The organism is Yersinia sp. 2553 StPb PI, from assembly GCF_052217105.1.
Classification (GTDB): Bacteria; Pseudomonadota; Gammaproteobacteria; order Enterobacterales; family Enterobacteriaceae; genus Yersinia; species Yersinia enterocolitica_E.
Genome location: NZ_JAZGPX010000002.1, coordinates 4,888,119 through 4,908,647, shown reverse-complemented (window position 1 = coordinate 4,908,647; position 20,529 = coordinate 4,888,119). Strand labels below are relative to the sequence as shown.

The following is a 20,529-nucleotide window of genomic DNA, read 5'->3' as shown; positions in this document are numbered from 1 at the left end:
ACCTGCATTACAAGTAGCGAGTTGTTCTTGATAGCGGCTATTTGACAAAAACGTGATTTGCGAAGGCTCGGCGGAATGCATAGAAGCGATGCCGGTGATGACGAGATCGCCATCACCGTACACCTGTGCATCCAACTGCTGAGCTAAATCAGCCAGTCGAATTGAAGGCATGTTTTATTTAACCTGTTTCAGCACGTCAGCAGTGATATCTTTAGAAGGGTCTGCATATGCAACAGCATTTGCATCAATCACCACATCATAACCACCTTTGCTAGCAACAGATTTAACAGCATCCTGAATACGGCTCAGAATTTTGTTACGCTCTTCCATCTGACGACGGCGATTATCTTGCTCAAAAGCCTGGGCTTTAGTAGAGAAAGTTTCACGCTGTTTCATTACGTCGCTTTCCAGCTTGGTACGATCACTGGCTTTCATGGTAGAACCGTCACGTTGCAGCTTCTGCATTTTAGTTTGCAGGTCGCGCTCCATTCCTTGCAGTTCGGTTGCACGGCCTTTGAATTCATTCTCCAGCTGCTTAGCTACGGTTTCACGCGCAGGTAATTGTTGGAAAATGCTGGAAACGTTAACAATAGCAATCTTGTCAGCGGCTTGAACGCTGGCAGAAGCTGCCAATGCTAAACCAAGACCTGCGGCACACAACCACTTTTTCACTATAAACTCCTTACCATTACCCGTTTGTGTCAGAGACACCTTGAAGTGCACTTAATACTGAATAGTGCCTAAAATAGCGCCAAACTCACTAGCGCTACCTTAGGTTATTTCAACTACCAGTGCTGTCTTTAAAATTCAGAACTACTTTGCCAATCAATTACCAAGTCTTACCAATGTTAAACTGGAATTGCTCTGACTTATCACCTTCGTAATCTTTAACCGGTTTAGCATATGAGAACACTAATGGACCCAATGGCGACATCCATTGTAATGACACACCGGCAGACACACGAATATTACTCGCCTTACTGTAATCAGGTACACCAGCAGCACGCGTCAGTGCGGTATTTTCCCAGTTAGTATCCCATACAGTACCTGAGTCAATGAAGAAGGAGGTCCGTACAGAGTTTGAGTATTTTTCACTGATAAACGGCGTCGGTGTAATCAGTTCTAAACTGGCCACCGCCATCGCGTTACCACCAACCGCATCGGTTGAATCTCTGATGGTCCCATTAGCATTATAGTATGCCGCTTTAGGACCGATATTATTTGATCGGAAACCACGGACAGTGCTGGAACCACCGGCATAGAAGTTCTCATAGAATGGCATCTCTTTCGAACCGATACCGTCGCCATAACCCAAGCGACCACGGCCTAAGAGCACCCATGAATGATCTTCATCTAACGGTTGGTAAGCAGATGTATCGAAAGTGATTTTATAGAACTCGTTATCAGAGCCAGGTACCGTCACTTTGGTATTAACTGATGATTTAACCCCTGACGTTGGGAAGAAACCACGGTCAAGGTTGTTATAAGTCCAACCCAGATTCAGTGTGAAGTCATCCGCTGTGAAGCTGGCACGATCAGTCAGATTAGGATCTTGACCAACAGAGTCAAGATATCGCCACATCGCGACTTGTGGTTCCATGTCAGACAGGGAGTTATGGACGTAACCTAAACCAACCCGTAATGAGTTATTCTCATTAATTGGGAAGCCTAAAGTACCGTCAATACCATAACTGCTGTTGGTATAGCCAGACAGGTCTGCGTTATCTGCTTTAAAATCATTATAGAAGATACGCCCGCCCAGACTTACACCATCAACGGTGAAGTAAGGGTCAGTTAAGGTAAATTCAGCATAAGTCTGATAGTCGTTCTTCGTACCATTAATACCGACGGTATTACCAGTACCCAACCAGTTATCTTGCTGAACCCCAACCTGGAAGCTGACACCACTTTCTGTGCCGTAACCAATACCAAAGTTTAAACTACCGGTATTGCGTTCCTTGACTTTATAAGTGACATCGACCTGATCAGCAGTTCCTGGAACACGTTGAGTTTCAACATCAACGGTTTCGAAATAGCCCAGACGGTTTAAACGTTCTTTGCCCGCTTCGACCTGATCATTACCCAACCATGCACCTTCCATCTGGCGCATTTCACGGCGCAATACGGAGTCTTTACTGGTGTCATTACCTTCGAAACGAACATTGCGGACATAGAAACGGTTACCCGCATCTACGTTGATATGCAGTTTGACTGTTTTATCAGCATCGTTAATTTCTGGTTGAGAGACCACACGCGGATAAGCATAGCCATAGCGGCCCAACATCTTCTTGATGTCTTCTTCAATGCGTGTGACTTTACTGCCGTTAAACAATTCACCCGGTTCAATCGCTGCCAGCTTATCCGCTTCAGATTGATGCCCTGCAAGATTACCGCTCACAACAACGCTATTAAGCTTGTATTGATCGCCTTCGGTAATGTTGATGGTGATATAGATGCCTTTTTTATCTGGCGTCAAACTCACCTGAGTAGAATCGATATTAAATCGGGCGTAACCGCGATCTAAGTAGAAGCTGCGCAAGATTTCGAGATCACCGGCTAGCTTCTGCTTCTGATATTTACGATCACCAACCACGTTCCACCATGGCACTTCATCACGCAATTGGAAGCGTGAGATAAGCTCATCAGTTGTGAAACTGTGGTTACCTACGATGTTAATCTGCTGAATTTTTGCAGAGACACCTTCGGTAAAGACCAGTTTGATATCAACACGATTACGCGGTAGCGGTGTAACAACAGCCTTCACTGAAGCGCTGTATTTACCCACACTGTAGTAGAAGTCTTCGAGTCCTTTTTCAATGCTGGATATAGTGGTACGGTCCAGGGCTTCGCCAACCCGGACGCCAGAGGCTTCCAGATTCTGCTTAAGCATGTCATCTTTCACCGCTTTGTTACCGGAGAAAGTGATGCTGGCAATCGTTGGGCGTTCTTTGACTTGAACAATCAGCGTATCACCATCGCGCAGGACACGAACGTCCTCGAAGTTGCCTGTAGCAAACAACGCACGGATAGTTTTACCGATGTCATCATCACTGACGGTATCGCCTACGCGAACCGGCATATTAAGTAACGCCGCACCGACGGCGACCCGTTGCAGGCCTTCGAAATGAATATCTTTCACTACGAACCCGTCTGCACCGTATACGGTGGCGCTGCCAAACAGCAGCGACGCTATGAGCAACTTTTTCATCGCCATCGTTGTTATGCGTTCTTCCTAACCTATCCCCAGCCGTTAAAGACGGGAGAAATCATTGAAAAGTGCAAGCCCCATTAATAACACCAGCAAAATCGAGCCGATGCGATAACTGAAGTCCTGTACTCGCTCAGAAACCGGCCCACCCTTCAGCTTTTCTATCGCCAGGAAGAGCAGATGTCCACCATCTAATACCGGTAACGGGAACAAATTGATAATGCCCAAGTTGACACTGATTAGTGCCAAAAACATCAGGTAATACACCAATCCGTACTCAGCTGAAACCCCAGCGCCTTGTGCAATAGATATCGGGCCACTCAAGTTATTCAGTTTAACATCACCAGTAATCAGTTTACCCAACATGCCTACCGTCAACCGCATCAACTGCCAGGTTTTATCCCCAGCTTGGTAGAGTGCCGTGAACGGGCCATATTGGCGAATCGTTCTATATTCATCCGGAAGCGGTATAACTTTCGGCACTACACCCGCAAAACCTTCATTGCGGTTTTCTCCAACCGATTTTGTATCTGGTATTAAGGTTAAAGACAAGGGGGTACCACCCCTTTCAATATCTAACACCAGTGGCTTACCGGGGTTATCACGAACCTGTAAAACAAATGTTTGCCAACGATCCAGTGGCTGACCACCAACTTTAACTATCCTATCCCCTGCTTGTAAACCTGCCTTTTGTGCCGCAGACCCGGTTTGAACTTCAGCCAAGACAGATTCAATCTGCGGGCCTCGTGGAATAATACCCAACGCCACGACAGGATCTTGCTTATCAGGCTCGAACTGCCACTGTTGCAGATCCAGTGTCTTTTGCACCACATTAGCAGAACCAAATGGTGCCACACCCACCTGTGTTTGTTTATCACCGATTTTGCCGACGAGGGCCAAACGAACAGAATCCCAGTCAGGCGTTTCGATACCATCTACAGACTTAAGTTCCATTCCTGGAGAAATATTGGCTTGTGCAGCAATGGATTGTGGCGAAATGTCACCCACTACCGGGCGCACACTTGGCACACCAATGATAAACACCAGCCAGTAAGCAATGACAGCAAAAAGGAAGTTGGCAATAGGGCCCGCGCTGACGATTGCCGCGCGTTGCAAAACAGTTTTATTATTAAAAGATTGATGACGAAGCTCAGGAGCAACAGCTTCAACACGCTCATCTAGCATCTTAACATAGCCGCCCAGCGGGATAAGGGCGATAACATACTCGGTACCTTGACGATCCGTCCGACGCCACAGCGCTTTACCGAAACCAATCGAAAAGCGTTCGACACGGACACCACAGCGCCGCGCCACCCAAAAGTGACCGAACTCATGCACTGTAATTAAGATCCCCAGTGCGATAATAAACGCGGCCAGGCTCCAGAGTATGCTCATCATATTCCCTAAACTCCCCGTCAGTGACGGATTAAAACACTAACAGCATTAAGCAGGCAAATACCGGCACAGCTGCGGTCAGGCTATCGATACGATCCAGTATCCCACCATGACCAGGAATCAGATGACCACTGTCTTTGATTCCCGCTTCACGTTTAAACATACTTTCGGTCAAATCGCCAAGTACTGAGGCCAATGCAGCCACCACGGAACAGATTAACAGTTTTTCCGGGATGATATCCAACGGAGCATAACGACCGAACAACCATGATATCAGAGCTGATGTCAGTAAACCGCCAATTAATCCTTCCCAGGTTTTACCTGGTGATACTTTAGGCGCTAATTTATGTTTACCGAATAATTTACCAAACATGTAAGCGCCAGAATCCGCACCCCATACCAAAAGCATCACATACAGCAGCCACCAGGCGCCGATATGGTGGTTCTGCTCATAACCATACTGACGTAATGCCACCATGCCCCAGAAAAAGGGAACAATAGTCAGAACGCCGAAAATTATACGTAACAGACGTGAATCGCGCCACAACGCCGCAGAGCGTGGGTAAGTAAGCACCAACAGCAATGCTGCGACCCACCAGCCCATAGAGAGCCAGAGAGGGACACTCACTTGTGGTAGATGAGCAGAATGCTGATAGGCAGGAAGGCTAAGCAGCATTGAGATCAGTAGAAAACCACAAAGTATGGCTAACCAAATACGCTGAGAACGACTGGCGAACCCAGCTAATTGCCCCCACTCCCAGGCTGCAAGCATACAGACAAAGAGAGTAACAATAGCAAAACCAACCGGCGGAAGCAGGAACAGGGCACCAATGACAACCGGAATCAAAATCAAAGCAGTTATGAGACGATACTTCAGCAAAAGTTCCCCCTAGGATGCAGTGGCATCGATAGGTGTAGTTCCCCCGAAGCGACGCTCGCGTTGTGCAAATGCATTCAGCGCACCTTCAAAGACATGTTCATCAAAATCAGGCCAGAGTACATCAGTAAAGTAAAGTTCAGCATAGGCAATTTGCCATAACAAAAAATTACTGATGCGATGTTCACCACCGGTTCTGATCACTAAATCCACCTCAGATTGCTCATGCAGGCAGATATGCGAGTTTAGCGATTCTTCACTGATATCTGTGGGCTGCAACTCACCTTGCTGTACTTGCTCAGCTAGATGGCGCACACCCTGAATAATATCCCAACGGCCACCATAATTGGCAGCGATGTTGAGTTTCAGACCGTCATTGTCGGCAGTTAGCGCTTCTGAGCGACGGATCCGTTGTTGTAAACGTTCACTAAATCGACTGATATCACCAATAACAGATAAACGAACATTATGTTTATGCAGACTTTTTACTTCACTGTCCAGCGCACGAACAAAAAGCTCCATCAGAGCGGTGACTTCCTGAGCAGGGCGATTCCAGTTTTCACTACTGAAAGCATAAAGCGTGAGCGCATCCAAATGATGATTGGCAGCAAAACTTACTGCACGACGAACTGATTTCACTCCCGCTTTATGACCGAAGACCCTTAATTTACCCCGATTTTTAGCCCAACGCCCATTACCATCCATAATGATAGCGACATGACGCGGAATCAGGGGGCACAAGTTAGCCCTATCTTCATTTACAGACGACATAATGCGAACTCATTTCCTCAATAAATCAATTGTTCGTCCCGAACATTAGGCAGTAAGCCCACAAAAAAAGCCGTGTACCAAGTCACGGCTTCTTAAGTGACAGCCAAAATAGACGGTTTAAATACCTATTGGGCCACTAATCAACAGTCTATCTATCTATTGACGGTGCAGACTATACCATCTCAGCCTTGCCCTAACAAATTCCCAAAACAGCCAATACAACTTAATGATTCAATTTTTCTATTGCTTGAGCTGCCGTATCACGGGCTTGACGATCAATGATCAGCACCTCATCCACACTAGTGGGTTCAGCCAATGATAACTGTTCCACAACCCTAAGGTTGATGGCTGCAATATCAGTGAAACGAATGCGTGAAGCTAAAAATGCCATAACGGATATTTCGTTCGCGGCATTCAGTGCCGTCGTTGCTGCCTGGCCTGCATTAGAAGCATCGATTGCCAATTTTAGGCAAGGATAACGCTGATAATCCGGCGCAGCGAACGTCAGTTCGCGTATCTGGCAAAAATCGAGTGGTGCAACACCAGAATTAACCCGCATTGGGTACGCCATCGCATGTGCAATCGGGGTACGCATGTCTGGGGTCCCCATCTGGGCCAGTACACTACCATCGTGATAACGCACCATCGAGTGAATGACAGATTGAGGATGTAAAATAACCTCTACCTGCTCTGCGCTGGCATTAAATAACCAACGGGCCTCGATATATTCAAGCCCTTTATTCATCATAGTCGCAGAGTCGACTGAAATTTTGCGCCCCATAGACCAGTTTGGATGAGCACAAGCCTGATCTGGTGTGACATCGGCAAATTGCGATAAAGGTATTTCACGTAGTGGGCCACCCGAGCCAGTTAAAATAATGCGCGAGACGCCATTCTCACTTAGTGAAGAGTAGCCTAGTTTACGCTGAATTTTCTCAGGTAAACTCTGAAAAATCGCATTATGTTCGCTGTCGATTGGCAGCAGTTGTGCATGGCTGTGTTTCACTTCATCCATGAAAAGCTTGCCGCAGGTAATCAGTGACTCTTTGTTAGCCAGTAATACCTGTTTACCTGCACGAATAGCCGCCAGCGTTGAAGACAGGCCTGCCACACCGACAATTGCCGCCATCACTTGATCAATATCGTCTAACGCAGCCAGTTCACCGGCCGCTTTTTCACCATGAAAAACTTCGGTTTTCGAACCGTGCTCAGCCAATAACTGGCGCAACGCTTTGGCCGATATTTCATCTGACATCGCGGCATAGCGAGGAGAAAACTCGAGGCATTGCATTGCCATCTGCTCGACATTGCGACCAGCCACAAGTGCAGTAACGTTGAATAATTCGGGATTAGCGCGGACAACACCCAAAGTGCTGTTACCGATGGAGCCAGTAGAACCAAGAATAGTCAGTTGCTTCATGAGAGTGCTCTGAATAACTGTTTTTATGATAGGCGAGAGCGCAACCGACCCGAATAACAGGTGGTCTAATAAATATCCTCGGCCCAATTTTATAGCGTATTACTGCCGATATCGCATGACTCTACTAACCTAGTGAATCGGCAAAATAGTGATCCTGCTAAAAACAAAGCGCCACCTAAGCGACGCTCTGTTTTTTGTCAGTCAGAATTAGAAATCCATCAACTCAGCTTCTTTAGCCGCTAATGCAGTATCAACTTTCTTGATAAAAGCATCGGTCAGTTTTTGGATATCATCCTGAGAACGGCGGTCTTCATCTTCACTGATCTCTTTATCTTTCAGCAAAGCTTTCACTTTTTCGTTAGCATCACGGCGCACGTTACGAATCGATACACGGCCCTGCTCTGCTTCTGCACGAACAACTTTGATCAAGTCTTTACGGCGCTCTTCTGTCAATGCTGGCAGTGGAACACGAATAACGGTACCCGCGGAAGAAGGATTCAGCCCTAAATCGGAGGTCATGATCGCTTTCTCAACCGCGGCGCTAAGGCTGCGGTCAAACACGGTCAATGCCAGAGTACGGGAGTCTTCAACCACAATGTTAGCCAACTGGCGCAATGGCGTAGCAGTGCCATAATACTCAACCTGAATGCCATCAAGAATACTTGGAGAAGCACGACCGGTACGGATCTTACTGATATGGTTTTGGAAAGCTTCAAAGCATTTTTCCATACGCACTTCAGTATCTTTTCTAATTTCGTTAATCACGTTGTGAACCCTTGGAAACTGGTTACTTGGCAGGCCATAGCATGAGTATAGCCGGTGAATATACAAACCAACAGTTGCAGGCATTGGGGGCATATCTGAAAGCCGCATGCCCCTGACAATACAGGCTGCCGCTTATTTAGCGATCGCTGTCACTTCTTTAGTGATCAACGTCCCTTCATTCTCACCCATCACCACGCGACGCAGAGCGCCAGGTTTGTTCATATTGAAAACACGAATTGGCAAGTTATGATCACGGGCCAAAGTGAAGGCCGCCAGATCCATAACTTTTAGCTCGCGCTCCAGAACATCCTGATAGGTTAGCTGCTCAAACAGTGTTGCGTCAGGGTTTTTAACCGGATCTGCGGAGTAAACTCCATCAACTTTCGTCGCTTTCAGCACCACATCAGCTTCGATCTCGATACCACGCAGACAGGCCGCGGAATCGGTGGTGAAGAAAGGGTTACCTGTACCTGCGGCAAAAATCACCACACGGTTATGACGCAGCAAGCTGATAGCTTCAGCCCAACTGTAATTATCACACACACCATTAAGTGGAATAGCAGACATCAGGCGGGCGTTCACATAGGCACGGTGCAGTGCATCTCGCATTGCCAGGCCGTTCATTACGGTAGCCAGCATTCCCATGTGGTCGCCCACTACGCGGTTCATCCCAGCCTGTGCCAAACCGGCACCGCGGAATAGGTTACCACCGCCAATGACCACACCGACCTGAATGCCCAATTCGACCAGCTCTTTAACTTCTTGAGCCATGCGATCCAAAACGCTTGCGTCGATACCAAAACCTTCCGCGCCTTGCAGGGCTTCGCCGCTAAGCTTAAGCAGGATACGCTGATATACGGGTTTTGCATTGGTTGCCATGGTGTTCTGTCCTAAGCAGCAGTAATAAATATTGGGAACTTGACCGTCAAATGTTCAAAGCAATACCGTGCGCTGAAAACTGACAGGACTAAGCTTATACCCTAAATAATTCGAGTTGCAGGAAGACGACAACTGAGCGAATCCTCAGAAGCTTACATAAGTAAGTGACTGAAGTGAACGAAAGCAGTCAACGCACCTGTAATTTGAAGTATGACGGGTATCGAGTGGATAAAATGGAACCGCCGATTGGCGGCCCCATTTTTAGCATTAAGACTGTTTGCTCATTGCTGCAACTTCAGCAGCAAAGTCAGTCTCAACTTTCTCAATGCCTTCGCCCACTTCGAAGCGGATGAAGTTTGTTACGTCAGCTTTGTTCTCTTTCAACAAATCACCAACGGTTTTGCTTGGGTCCATAACGAAGTTCTGACCAGTCAGAGAAACTTCGCCGGTGAACTTACGCATACGGCCTTCAACCATCTTCTCAGCAATTTCACGTGGTTTGCCGGATTCGATAGCAATGTCCAACTGGATTTGGTGCTCGCGAGCAACAACTTCAGCAGGAACATCGTCTGGCTTAACATATTCTGGTTTGCTTGCAGCAATGTGCATAGCAATGTGCTTAACCAGCTCTTCATCAGCGCCAGTTGCTGCAACCATAACGCCGATACGAGCGCCGTGCAGATAAGTACCCAGAACATCGCCTTCCAGAGCAGCAATACGACGAATATTGATGTTCTCGCCGATTTTAGCTACCAGATTGGCGCGTTGCTCTTCAAACTTAGCTTTCAGAACGTCGATATTAGTGATTTTGTCAGCCAGAGCTGCGTTGATAACTTCTTCGCCAAATGCTTTGAAGCCAGCATCTTTAGCAACAAAGTCAGTTTCGCAGTTCAGTTCCAGAATCACACCGAACTTACCGTCGGCTGAAAGTTGAGCCAGGATGATGCCTTCAGCAGCGATACGGCCTGCTTTCTTAGCAGCTTTAGCCTGACCAGATTTACGCATATTGTCGATGGCAAGCTCGATGTCGCCGTTAGCTTCAACCAACGCCTTTTTACATTCCATCATGCCTGCGGCAGTACGCTCACGCAGTTCTTTTACCAAAGCAGCGGTAATAGCAACCATTTAAATTTCCTCGGTTCTCTTGTGAAAACAAGATCTCACATTAGATACGCAAAGGGGGCCTATAAAGGCCCCCTAACCAACATATTTCAATACCTGGTTAATAAGGGCTCCAACGAGCCTGACTTATTATTCAGCTTCTACGAAGCTTTCTTCCGCTTGAACGGCCAGATCTTGAGAACGACCTTCAGTGACGGCAGTAGCAACGGCGTTCAGGTACAGTTTAACTGCACGGATCGCGTCATCGTTACCTGGGATGATGAAGTCAACGCCATCTGGATCGGAGTTAGTATCAACGATAGAGAATACCGGGATACCCAGGTTGTTAGCTTCTTTGATAGCGATGTGTTCGTGATCAGCATCAACAACAAACAGAGCGTCTGGTAAACCGCCCATGTCTTTGATACCGCCCAGGCTGTTTTCCAGCTTGTTCAGTTCACGAGTACGCATCAGCGCTTCTTTTTTGGTCAGCTTGTCAAAGGTGCCGTCTTGAGACTGGATTTCCAAATCTTTCAAACGTTTGATGGACTGACGAACAGTTTTCCAGTTAGTCAGCATCCCGCCCAACCAGCGATGGTTCACGAAGAACTGGTCGCAGTTGTTGGCAGCGTCTTTTACCGCTTCGCTTGCTGCGCGTTTAGTACCAACGAACAAGATCTTACCTTTACGGGAAGAGATCTTTTTCAATTCAGCCAGAGCTTCGTTGAACATTGGTACGGTCTTTTCCAGGTTGATGATGTGAACTTTGTTACGTGCGCCGAAGATGAAAGGCTTCATTTTCGGGTTCCAGTAACGGGTCTGGTGACCGAAGTGAACACCGGCCTGGAGCATGTCGCGCATGGAAACAGTTGCCATGATTAAAACCTCTATAGTATCAGTTGGGGTTATGCCTCCACGTGCCCCATAACGCCGACCCCATAAGAAATTGATAATCATCAAAAACTTTAGGGCACCCCGGCGTATGTGTCGACACGTGTGTGTTATTTACACATATGAGTGCGATTGGTATTACTCAGCTAAACAGCTACCTGCCATCAGGACATGCCCTGAAATCGGACCTGAAACGACAACATAATAGTGCGGTTTGCCGGCGCGCTTTATACCATAAACAGCCGCAACACACCAACTTTTGTTGCATTTAGTGTCGTCACTGCAAACGAAAGTTTGGCAGCTAATTGCAGGGCTGGTACCATTAGCGACAGGTTATTTAGGGTATATGATATTTATTACCTGCTTATTCATATTACGGCGGCTGGTTGGTATTCACAGCCCCTACGGACACTTTTGCATGGCAATCTCAATAAAAACACCTGAAGATATTCAAAAAATGCGCGTTGCTGGCCGCCTGGCTGCTGAAGTGCTGGAGATCATTGAACCTCACGTAAAACCGGGGGTAACCACTGGTGAACTCGATCGTATCTGCCACGATCATATCACCAACCATCAGCAGGCTATCTCTGCTTGTCTGGGTTACCACGGCTTTCCTAAATCGGTTTGTATTTCCATTAATGAAGTTATTTGTCACGGCATTCCAAGTGATGAGAAAGTGTTGAAAGACGGTGACATCGTCAATATCGACGTGACTGTTATTAAAGACGGTTTCCATGGCGATACATCAAAAATGTTTATCGTCGGCAAACCGACCATTTTAGGTGAGCGCCTGTGCCGCGTCACTCAAGAGAGCCTGTACCTGGCAATCAAAATGGTCAAACCGGGTATCCGCCTGCGCACTCTGGGTAAAGAGATCCAAAAATTTGTGGAAGCAGAGAACTTTTCTGTGGTGCGTGAATATTGTGGCCACGGTATTGGCGAAGGTTTCCATGAAGAACCACAAGTGCTGCACTACGATGCAGACGACGGTGGCGTAATCCTACAAACTGGTATGGCTTTCACCATTGAGCCTATGGTCAACGCAGGGGATTACCGAATTCGTACCATGAAAGATGGCTGGACGGTAAAAACTAAAGATCGCAGCTTGTCGGCACAGTATGAGCATACTATTGTGGTAACCGATAACGGCTGCGAAATAATGACGTTGCGAAAGGATGACACCATCCCCAACATCATAACGCACGAGTAATAATGACAAGCCGGCAGCCGCCGGCTTTTTTATGGGCTGCGTCTTTTTATCAGGTCGCATTTATCGGGTAAACATATGTCTGACAATCACACCGAGCACTCTGTATCCCCTGCGGTACCGAAGGTCATTCCTGAGCAGCCCGCACCACCGAGCACTTATCTCGATAGTGACCTTAATTGCCCGATTCTCAAACAGCGGCTTGAGACTTTCCAACTTTGGCAGGCGGAAGCATTCAATGGCGGAATCAGTGCCGAGATATTAATTGCTGCGCGCAGTGATTACATTGACCGCCTGTTACGGCGGCTGTGGACCTTCTATGGCTTTGATGATGTGGCTGAAACCGCGCTGGTTGCTGTGGGCGGCTATGGCCGTGGTGAACTACACCCCTTATCAGATATTGATGTATTGGTTCTCAGCAGGCAGCGTCTAAGCGATGAAGATGCGCAACGCGTCGGCCAGTTGATCACTTTGCTATGGGACCTGAAACTGGAAGTCGGCCACAGCGTGCGCACACTGGAAGAGTGTTTGCTCGAGGGGTTAGCCGACCTCACTGTCGCCACCAATATGATTGAGTCACGCTTGATTTGCGGTGATGTAGCCCTGTTTTTACAGATGCAGAAGCACATTTTCAGCGACAATTTCTGGCCCTCTCCGCAATTTTTCCATGCCAAAATCACCGAACAACAAGAACGGCATAAACGCTACCATGGCACCAGTTATAACCTAGAGCCTGATATTAAAAGTAGCCCTGGTGGGTTACGGGATATCCACACCCTACAATGGGTAGCCCGCCGCCATTTTGGTGCCACATCCTTAAGTGAGATGGTTGATTTCGGTTTTCTGACCAAAGCTGAGCGCAATGAGCTGATTGAAAGCCAGAGTTTTCTGTGGCGCATCCGTTTCGCGCTGCATTTGGTATTAACTCGCTACGATAACCGCCTGCTGTTTGACCGCCAACTGAGTGTGGCTCAGCTTTTGCAATATCAGGGCGAAGGCAATGAACCGGTCGAACGGATGATGAAAGATTTTTATCGTATGACGCGCCGGGTCAGCGAACTGAACAACATGCTGCTACAACTGTTTGACGAAGCCATATTGGCGCTGGGTACCAATGAAAAACCACGTCCACTGGATGATGAATTTCAGTTACGCGGGGATTTGATAGATCTGCGTGATGAGAACTTATTTATCCAGCAGCCTGAAGCTATTATGCGCATGTTCTATCTGATGGTGCGCAATCAGGATATCAAAGGCATATATTCCACCACAGTACGCCGCTTACGCCATGCCCGGCGGCATCTGAAACAGCCTTTATGTAACATTCCTGAAGCCCGCAAGCTATTCATGGCCATTTTGCGCCACCCAGGTGCGGTTTCCCGAGCATTATTACCGATGCATCGCCACAGCGTGCTGTGGGCCTATATGCCACAATGGGGCAGTATCGTTGGCCAGATGCAGTTTGACCTGTTTCACGCCTACACCGTAGATGAGCACACTATCCGCGTGTTACTTAAACTCGAAAGCTTTGCCGATGAAAAAACCCGGCCACGCCATCCTCTCTGCGTCGAGCTTTACCCACGCCTGCCTCAACCTGAATTATTGTTGCTAGCAGCGCTGTTCCACGATATTGCCAAAGGGCGTGGGGGCGACCATTCAATACTGGGCGCTCACGACGTATTGGAATTTGCCGAGCAGCACGGCCTTAACTCGCGCGAAGCTCAACTTGTGGCTTGGTTAGTTCGTTGCCATCTCTTGATGTCAGTGACAGCTCAGCGTCGGGATATTCAGGACCCTGCGGTTATTCAGCAATTCTCCGCCGAAGTACAAAGCGAAACTCGCTTGCGCTATTTAGTCAGTCTGACGGTGGCTGATATTTGCGCCACCAATGAAAATTTGTGGAATAGCTGGAAACAGAGCCTGTTACGCGAACTTTATTTCGCTACAGAAAAACAGTTACGCCGTGGTATGCAAAACAGCCCGGATTTGCGCGAACGTGTCCGTCACCACCGGCTACAAGCTCTGGCGCTGCTGCGGATGGATAATATCGATGAAGAAGCATTGCACCGCATCTGGAGCCGCTGCCGGGCTGATTATTTCCTGCGTCATTCACCCAATCAATTAGCCTGGCATGCCCGCCACTTATTAGAGCATGACTCAACCAAGCCACTGGTGTTAGTTAGCCGTCAGGCAACACGGGGGGGAACCGAAATATTCATCTGGAGCCCTGACCGCCCATCACTGTTTGCTGCGGTGGTCGGTGAGCTGGATCGCCGCAATCTGAGTGTTCATGATGCACAGATTTTCACCAACCGTGATGGTATGGCGATGGATACCTTTATCGTATTGGAGCCAGATGGCAGTCCACTGGCTCAAGATAGACATCCCATCATTAGTCATGCCTTAGAACAAGCGATGACCCAGCCGAATTATCAACATCCGCGCGTCAGGCGGTTATCACCTAAATTACGGCATTTCAGTGTACCGACTGAAACCAATTTCTTGCCAACCCATAACGAGCGCCGTACTTATCTGGAGCTAATTGCACTGGACCAGCCGGGCTTACTGGCTCGGGTAGGTGGGATATTTGCAGATTTAGGGTTATCGCTGCATAGCGCACGTATCACAACTATTGGCGAGCGGGTGGAGGATTTATTTGTATTAGCAGACAAAGATCGCCGCGCTTTAAGTATTGAAACCCGCCGCGAATTAGCACAACGGTTGACAGATACCCTCAATCCGAACGATAAACTGTGATACAAATAACTTTTTAGTCATTAATTTTTCTTACAACCCATTTTGAAGGGAACAGGATGCAGCAACTACAGAACGTTATTGAAACCGCCTTCGAACGCCGTGCAGATATCACGCCGGCCAACGTTGATACCGTAACCCGCGAAGCGATTAACCACGTGATTGATCTGCTTGATACCGGTGCACTACGGGTGGCAGAAAAGATTGACGGCCAGTGGGTTACCCATCAATGGCTGAAGAAAGCGGTACTGCTGTCTTTCCGTATCAATGATAATCAGGTCATGGAAGGCGCAGAAACGCGTTACTACGACAAAGTACCAATGAAATTCGCCGGTTACGATGAAGCGCGGTTCCAACGTGAAGGCTTCCGTGTCGTACCACCAGCAACCGTACGTAAAGGCGCATTTATCGCTCGTAATACCGTACTGATGCCTTCTTATGTGAATATTGGCGCTTTCGTTGATGAAGGCACCATGGTCGATACCTGGGCAACTGTCGGTTCTTGCGCGCAAATTGGTAAGAATGTGCACTTGTCCGGTGGTGTCGGCATTGGTGGCGTGCTTGAGCCACTGCAAGCCAACCCAACCATCATTGAAGATAACTGCTTTGTCGGTGCGCGTTCAGAAGTGGTTGAAGGGGTTATCGTCGAAGAAGGTTCCGTTATCTCTATGGGCGTATTTATTGGGCAAAGCACCCGTATTTACGATCGTGAAACTGGTGAAATTCACTATGGCCGCGTTCCGGCCGGGTCTGTTGTCGTTTCCGGTAACCTGCCCTCGAAAGACGGTAGCTACAGCCTGTACTGTGCAGTTATCGTGAAGAAAGTTGACGCGAAAACCCGTGGAAAAGTCGGTATTAATGAGTTATTACGCACCATCGACTAAGATGAATATAGCGGGCTAATCACCCGCTATTTTTTTGCTTTGTGAAGTTATCGCCTGCAATCACATACTTTGGCGAAATTTACCGTCATAATCATAAACTGTGGAATATAAAATCAAAAAGGTGGCGCTATGTATGACAATCTGAAAAGCTTAGGAATCACACAACCAGAAGATGTCGATCGCTATAGCCTGCGTCAGGAGGCCAATAACGACATTCTGAAAATTTATTTCCGCAAAGATAAAGGCGAGTTTTTTGCTAAGAGTGTGAAATTCAAATATCCACGCCAACGCAAAACTGTAGTGGCGGATAACGCTGGACATGGTTACAAAGAAATCAATGAAATCAATCCTAATCTCCGTTACGTCATTGATGAGTTGGATCAACTGTGTAAGCGCGATCAGATTGAAGTGGATTTGAAACGCAAAATCCTGGATGACTTACGCCATTTAGAAAGCGTTGTCGCCAATAAGATTTCAGAAATTGAATCAGATTTAGAAAAGCTGACCAACGGCCGCTAAATCTAGCTGAACACGTATTGTGGCAGCACACTGCACGCCACAATACGTCATTGAGCAGAAGCTATGTTACTTAAGCAAGCGGCCCCATTTTTCTACCCACAACGCTGAAACCACTTCTGGCTCAGGGTGTTCCATCGCGTCAATATCCAGTCGTTCACCAATCCGGGTCGCCCCTTGCTCTTGCAGCAGTTCATCAAATGCTCGCCCTGCGCCGCAGAAATTATCATAACTGCTGTCACCTAGTGCAATGACGCCATAACGTAGCTCTGGCTGAAACCCTACCTGATCACGAACAGCGACGAACAGTGCTGCTATGCTGTCAGGGAAGTCGCCTTGTCCGGTAGTAGATGTGATAACCAGTGCATAATGTTGACGATAATACTGCCAGGCTTCTAAAGTCCCCTCTTCAAACAGTGTTACCTCATGCCCCTGCTCTTTCAGTATGTTTTCAGCTTCTTCCGCCACTAACAACGCATTACCGTAGACAGTGCCGACAAAAATCCCGACCTGAGCCATAAAAGATATTCCCTTTTAACCAGAAAAAATTATTCACTATCCTGACCTTCGGTCGCCGGAAACTCAACCCTTTCAAGATAAGGGGTAATACCCAACCAGCCAAAGTGTGACATCAAGCCTTGCCAGGATTCATCCCAACGCGCCGTAAGCGAAAGCACCTCACCAGTAACTGGATGATTCAATTGTAAATGGCTAGCGTGCAACATGAGCCGTGAGCAATCAAAGTGTTGGGCAATGCCTCTATTCTGACGCAAATCACCGTGGGCACTATCACCAATAATTGGGTGGCGTATATGTGCCATATGTCGCCGTAACTGATGCTTACGCCCTGTTTCCGGTTTCAGCTCCAATAAACTGAAGCGTGATGTGTCATAGCGCCCAATAGCAACAGGAACTTCCACTTGAGCCAAAGGCTGATAGTGGGTAACTGACGGTTGTGGTGCTTTATCTTGTTTGGAATGTTTATCCGCGATTTTATCCAGTTCTTCGCTCATCGCGTAATCAACCGTACCACCTTCCAGCACATAGCCACGAACCACCGCATGGTATATTTTCTGAATCTGGTGCTGTTCAAACTGCGCCGAAAGAGCACGGGCAACATCACTGGATAACGCCATCAGCAGCACACCTGATGTTGGGCGATCCAGACGGTGGACGGTATAAACATGCTGGCCAATCTGGTCGCGCACCGTTTGCATCACAAATACGGTTTCATTACTGTCCAACCAACTACGGTGAACCAGCCAACCGGCGGGTTTATTCACCGCAACTATATATTCATCTTGGTAAATTATTTCCAGCATTAGTTACTTTCTTTATTCAACAGATCATCGAGACACTGTAATTGTGCCAGCAGTATGGTGCAATCTGGCCGACTATCACCACTTAATGCCTCTTCAAAGTATGGCGTAATGGCGAAACGTGTCGGAAGTGGGTTATTCGATTCCAGCAATGCATACATTCGGGGAATCAGTACCCATTGCAACCACTGCTCGGCATCCATGGTATCGATACTGAAAGGCTCATTACTTTCGAAGGCTGCCGCTGGCGGTGGAACAACTTGCCAAAGATCAATTGCTCGCATGGCAAGCTCAATATCCCGTAAGTTCTGACGCACCTGATTTTCTATACTCATGATTATGCTCTCAACCAAAAAACAGCCATTCGCCGGGCTGGTCCAACGGCGGCCAAGCATACCATTGAAGAAGGCGATGCCCAAACTCACGCCATAGACAACAGAAGGATATTGGGCAAAATAAGCATAAAAAAAGGGGTACTGTTTTACCAGTACCCCTCAATTCGTTTCATAGCTATCCCGCTAAAAGTGATGCTCCCTGCTCAATCCATGAAAACTTTTCCGTGTGGTTATCCTAACCAGCAATCCGTCGCAGTGTCCTACACCATCCCGATGCTAATCCTGAGGTTATCCTAACCCACCATTCATCCTGAACCGGCTCTCAATCTCCATCCTGGAGGTGTCCTTTGTTCCATCCTGAAACATCCCTTCACTCGTCCTAAGCAGTCCCAGTGTTCTTCATCCTGAAGTGGTAGCATCCAGATACCGTCCTTCTCCGCCAGATCCTATCCGGCGATTAGAAGGATCGCTTAATCGACAAAGGGTGGCAAGGCACTGTAAGAATAATGATGCTGATACTTTTACATATAAAAAATGAACGTTTATAACAAAATGATTTTATTGAAGATAAATTTGACACAAAAACTTTACAGTTAAAGAATAGAAGTTATGTCTCACAGCCGGTGTGAGAGATCTCGCACACCGACTTGACTAGAATAAACAATAACCACTCGCTTATTCAGGTAATACTGGACGCAATGCATCAAGAAAATGTATGAGAGTCGATGCCAGCAGGGTGCGCTTACTACTACCAAATTGCTCTAACACCACATTACCTGTGACATTGCACAATGAAGCCATTGTCATCTCTGACTCGGTGGTTGCTAAAAACAGCGTTGGCGAGAGTTTCAGCCTTTTTTGCGTGACCAGATGACCAATTAGATTCTCCTGTAAACGGATAAAATCATCTTCGCTCCACACTTGTAGCAGCGTAAAACGGTGATCACCTAAATCAGCCATCATGTCGCCAGCATATTGGCAGGTGTAAAACGCATGAATATCCGGGTGAAGCTGAATCTCCAACGCCCGTTCAATATTAGCCAATGTGGCATCGGCAACCGCTGGCTGTGGCAACCAAAATACCTGGCTGTCCTGAGTTTCCACGATGCAAGGTGAAGGAACACCATAAAGTTCTTCACTGGCGGGCAGATGCCCGGTCTGCTGCTGCCATAGATTGATATAACGTTGGGTAAAGCTATTCAGTGCCGTTGAAACATTCTGGTCCATTCTCGATTCTCAGTATCGCGGCGGCTTGCGCTGCATTTCTGAGTGTTACCCCCACTCAGAAATGCAGTTAAACGCGGCATAAATTGATAAACTAAAGCTATTGTACCTTTCTCTCATCATGGGAACAGCATGTCTTCATATCAAGACCATAAGGCTCTGGCGGAACTGACGCTGGGCAAACCAACCGCTTATCGCGATCACTATGACGTCACCTTGTTGCAAGCTGTGCCACGCAGCATGAACCGTGAACCTCTCGGTTTATATCCAGATAACCTGCCCTTTCATGGTGCAGATATCTGGACGCTCTATGAATTGTCTTGGCTAAACAGTAATGGCCTGCCACAAGTTGCCGTGGGTGAAATCAGCCTGAATGCGGATAGTACTAATCTGATTGAATCCAAAAGCTTTAAACTCTATCTCAACAGTTTTAACCAAACCGTGTTTGCTGATTGGGAAAGTGTTCGCGCCACATTGCAACGCGATTTGGCGGCCTGCGCTCAAGGTGATGTCAGTGTCACGCTATATCAACTCAATGAAATAACACATCAACCCATTGCCGATTTCTCGGGCGAATGTCTCGACCAACAGGATATTCGTATCAATAGCTATGAATTTAGCGCCGATTATCTGCAAGGGGCTACCACGGCCAACAGAGTAGAAGAGAGCCTGGTTAGCCATCTGCTCAAATCCAACTGCCTGATTACCCACCAGCCAGATTGGGGATCAGTACAAATCAGCTACAGTGGCCCACAGATTAACCGAGAGGCACTGCTACGCTATCTGGTCTCTTTCCGGCACCATAATGAATTTCACGAACAGTGTGTAGAGCGTATCTTCAACGACATAATGCGTTTTTGTCAGCCTGAAACACTGTCGGTCTATGCTCGTTATACCCGCCGTGGCGGACTGGATATCAACCCTTGGCGCTCCAATACTGATTTTGTTCCATCAACTGGCCGTATGGCCCGGCAATAAATATA

Annotated in this window: 20 protein-coding genes; 5 read left to right on the top strand and 15 right to left on the bottom strand. The window is 47.5% G+C overall.

Annotation, left to right across the window (positions count from 1 at the left end):
* From V2A84_RS23645 to rpsB, 11 genes are all read right to left on the bottom strand, one after another.
* Positions 1–171, bottom strand: a 171-nt coding sequence (locus V2A84_RS23645) for an LpxD N-terminal domain-containing protein (RefSeq protein ID WP_442849150.1), incomplete at its 3' end; no start/stop codon positions are given.
* 3 nt (positions 172–174) lie between these two features.
* On the bottom strand, positions 175–672 hold the full coding sequence (gene skp, locus V2A84_RS23640; protein WP_032820361.1) for a molecular chaperone Skp: 498 nt from the start codon (positions 670–672) through the stop codon (positions 175–177).
* A 157-nt stretch (positions 673–829) separates the two neighbouring features.
* A complete protein-coding gene (gene bamA / locus V2A84_RS23635; protein WP_083162931.1) occupies positions 830–3,214 on the bottom strand; it encodes an outer membrane protein assembly factor BamA in 2,385 nt (794 codons plus the stop codon).
* A 36-nt stretch (positions 3,215–3,250) separates the two neighbouring features.
* Positions 3,251–4,606 (bottom strand): sigma E protease regulator RseP, encoded by a 1,356-nt coding sequence (gene rseP, locus V2A84_RS23630; protein ID WP_083162929.1) that lies wholly within the window; start codon positions 4,604–4,606, stop codon positions 3,251–3,253.
* A gap of 28 nt (positions 4,607–4,634) precedes the next feature.
* Positions 4,635–5,483, bottom strand: coding sequence for a phosphatidate cytidylyltransferase (gene cdsA / locus V2A84_RS23625; RefSeq protein WP_083162927.1), 849 nt, complete (start codon positions 5,481–5,483; stop codon positions 4,635–4,637).
* Between the two features lie 9 nt (positions 5,484–5,492).
* Positions 5,493–6,251 (bottom strand): (2E,6E)-farnesyl-diphosphate-specific ditrans,polycis-undecaprenyl-diphosphate synthase, encoded by a 759-nt coding sequence (gene ispU, locus V2A84_RS23620; RefSeq protein ID WP_083162925.1) that lies wholly within the window; start codon positions 6,249–6,251, stop codon positions 5,493–5,495.
* Positions 6,252–6,474: 223 nt separating this feature from the next.
* Positions 6,475–7,671, bottom strand: a complete 1,197-nt coding sequence (ispC, locus tag V2A84_RS23615) for a 1-deoxy-D-xylulose-5-phosphate reductoisomerase (protein WP_083162923.1) — start codon at positions 7,669–7,671, stop codon at positions 6,475–6,477.
* Between the two features lie 207 nt (positions 7,672–7,878).
* Positions 7,879–8,436, bottom strand: coding sequence for a ribosome recycling factor (gene frr, locus V2A84_RS23610; protein WP_083162921.1), 558 nt, complete (start codon positions 8,434–8,436; stop codon positions 7,879–7,881).
* 132 nt (positions 8,437–8,568) lie between these two features.
* Entirely contained in the window at positions 8,569–9,315 is a 747-nt protein-coding gene (pyrH, locus tag V2A84_RS23605) for a UMP kinase (protein WP_083162919.1), read from the bottom strand.
* A gap of 267 nt (positions 9,316–9,582) precedes the next feature.
* On the bottom strand, positions 9,583–10,440 hold the full coding sequence (gene tsf, locus V2A84_RS23600; RefSeq protein WP_005185754.1) for a translation elongation factor Ts: 858 nt from the start codon (positions 10,438–10,440) through the stop codon (positions 9,583–9,585).
* Positions 10,441–10,566: 126 nt separating this feature from the next.
* Complete coding sequence (gene rpsB, locus V2A84_RS23595; protein ID WP_083164108.1) at positions 10,567–11,292, bottom strand: 30S ribosomal protein S2; 726 nt, start codon at positions 11,290–11,292, stop codon at positions 10,567–10,569.
* Between the two features lie 433 nt (positions 11,293–11,725).
* On the opposite strand from rpsB, the gene map reads away from it, so the two are divergent.
* From map to V2A84_RS23575, 4 genes are all read left to right on the top strand, one after another.
* Positions 11,726–12,517: a type I methionyl aminopeptidase gene (map, locus tag V2A84_RS23590; protein ID WP_083162917.1), complete on the top strand. Its 792-nt coding sequence runs from the start codon at positions 11,726–11,728 to the stop codon at positions 12,515–12,517.
* 75 nt (positions 12,518–12,592) lie between these two features.
* The gene (glnD, locus tag V2A84_RS23585; RefSeq protein ID WP_083162915.1) at positions 12,593–15,271 is read left to right on the top strand and encodes a bifunctional uridylyltransferase/uridylyl-removing protein GlnD; all 2,679 of its coding nucleotides are present in this window, start codon (positions 12,593–12,595) and stop codon (positions 15,269–15,271) included.
* A 56-nt stretch (positions 15,272–15,327) separates the two neighbouring features.
* Positions 15,328–16,152: a 2,3,4,5-tetrahydropyridine-2,6-dicarboxylate N-succinyltransferase gene (dapD, locus tag V2A84_RS23580; RefSeq protein ID WP_004391708.1), complete on the top strand. Its 825-nt coding sequence runs from the start codon at positions 15,328–15,330 to the stop codon at positions 16,150–16,152.
* Between the two features lie 129 nt (positions 16,153–16,281).
* Positions 16,282–16,671 (top strand): DUF3461 family protein, encoded by a 390-nt coding sequence (locus V2A84_RS23575; RefSeq protein WP_004706707.1) that lies wholly within the window; start codon positions 16,282–16,284, stop codon positions 16,669–16,671.
* A 66-nt stretch (positions 16,672–16,737) separates the two neighbouring features.
* Here the strand turns inward: V2A84_RS23575 and V2A84_RS23570 are convergent, their stop codons facing one another.
* The 4 genes from V2A84_RS23570 to syd form a co-directional block, all read right to left on the bottom strand.
* Positions 16,738–17,187 carry a flavodoxin gene (locus tag V2A84_RS23570; protein WP_083162913.1) on the bottom strand — a complete coding sequence of 150 codons (450 nt, stop codon included), beginning with the start codon at positions 17,185–17,187 and terminating at the stop codon, positions 16,738–16,740.
* A 29-nt stretch (positions 17,188–17,216) separates the two neighbouring features.
* On the bottom strand, positions 17,217–17,990 hold the full coding sequence (gene truC, locus V2A84_RS23565) for a tRNA pseudouridine(65) synthase TruC (protein ID WP_083162910.1): 774 nt from the start codon (positions 17,988–17,990) through the stop codon (positions 17,217–17,219).
* Positions 17,990–18,322, bottom strand: coding sequence for a YqcC family protein (locus V2A84_RS23560; protein WP_083164106.1), 333 nt, complete (start codon positions 18,320–18,322; stop codon positions 17,990–17,992). Before V2A84_RS23560 ends, truC begins: the two co-directional genes overlap by 1 nt.
* A gap of 675 nt (positions 18,323–18,997) precedes the next feature.
* Positions 18,998–19,549, bottom strand: a complete 552-nt coding sequence (syd, locus tag V2A84_RS23555; protein ID WP_083162908.1) for a SecY-interacting protein — start codon at positions 19,547–19,549, stop codon at positions 18,998–19,000.
* Between the two features lie 129 nt (positions 19,550–19,678).
* Between syd and queF the strand changes: the two genes are divergently transcribed.
* Complete coding sequence (queF, locus tag V2A84_RS23550; protein WP_083162906.1) at positions 19,679–20,524, top strand: NADPH-dependent 7-cyano-7-deazaguanine reductase QueF; 846 nt, start codon at positions 19,679–19,681, stop codon at positions 20,522–20,524.
* Positions 20,525–20,529 lie beyond the last annotated feature (5 nt).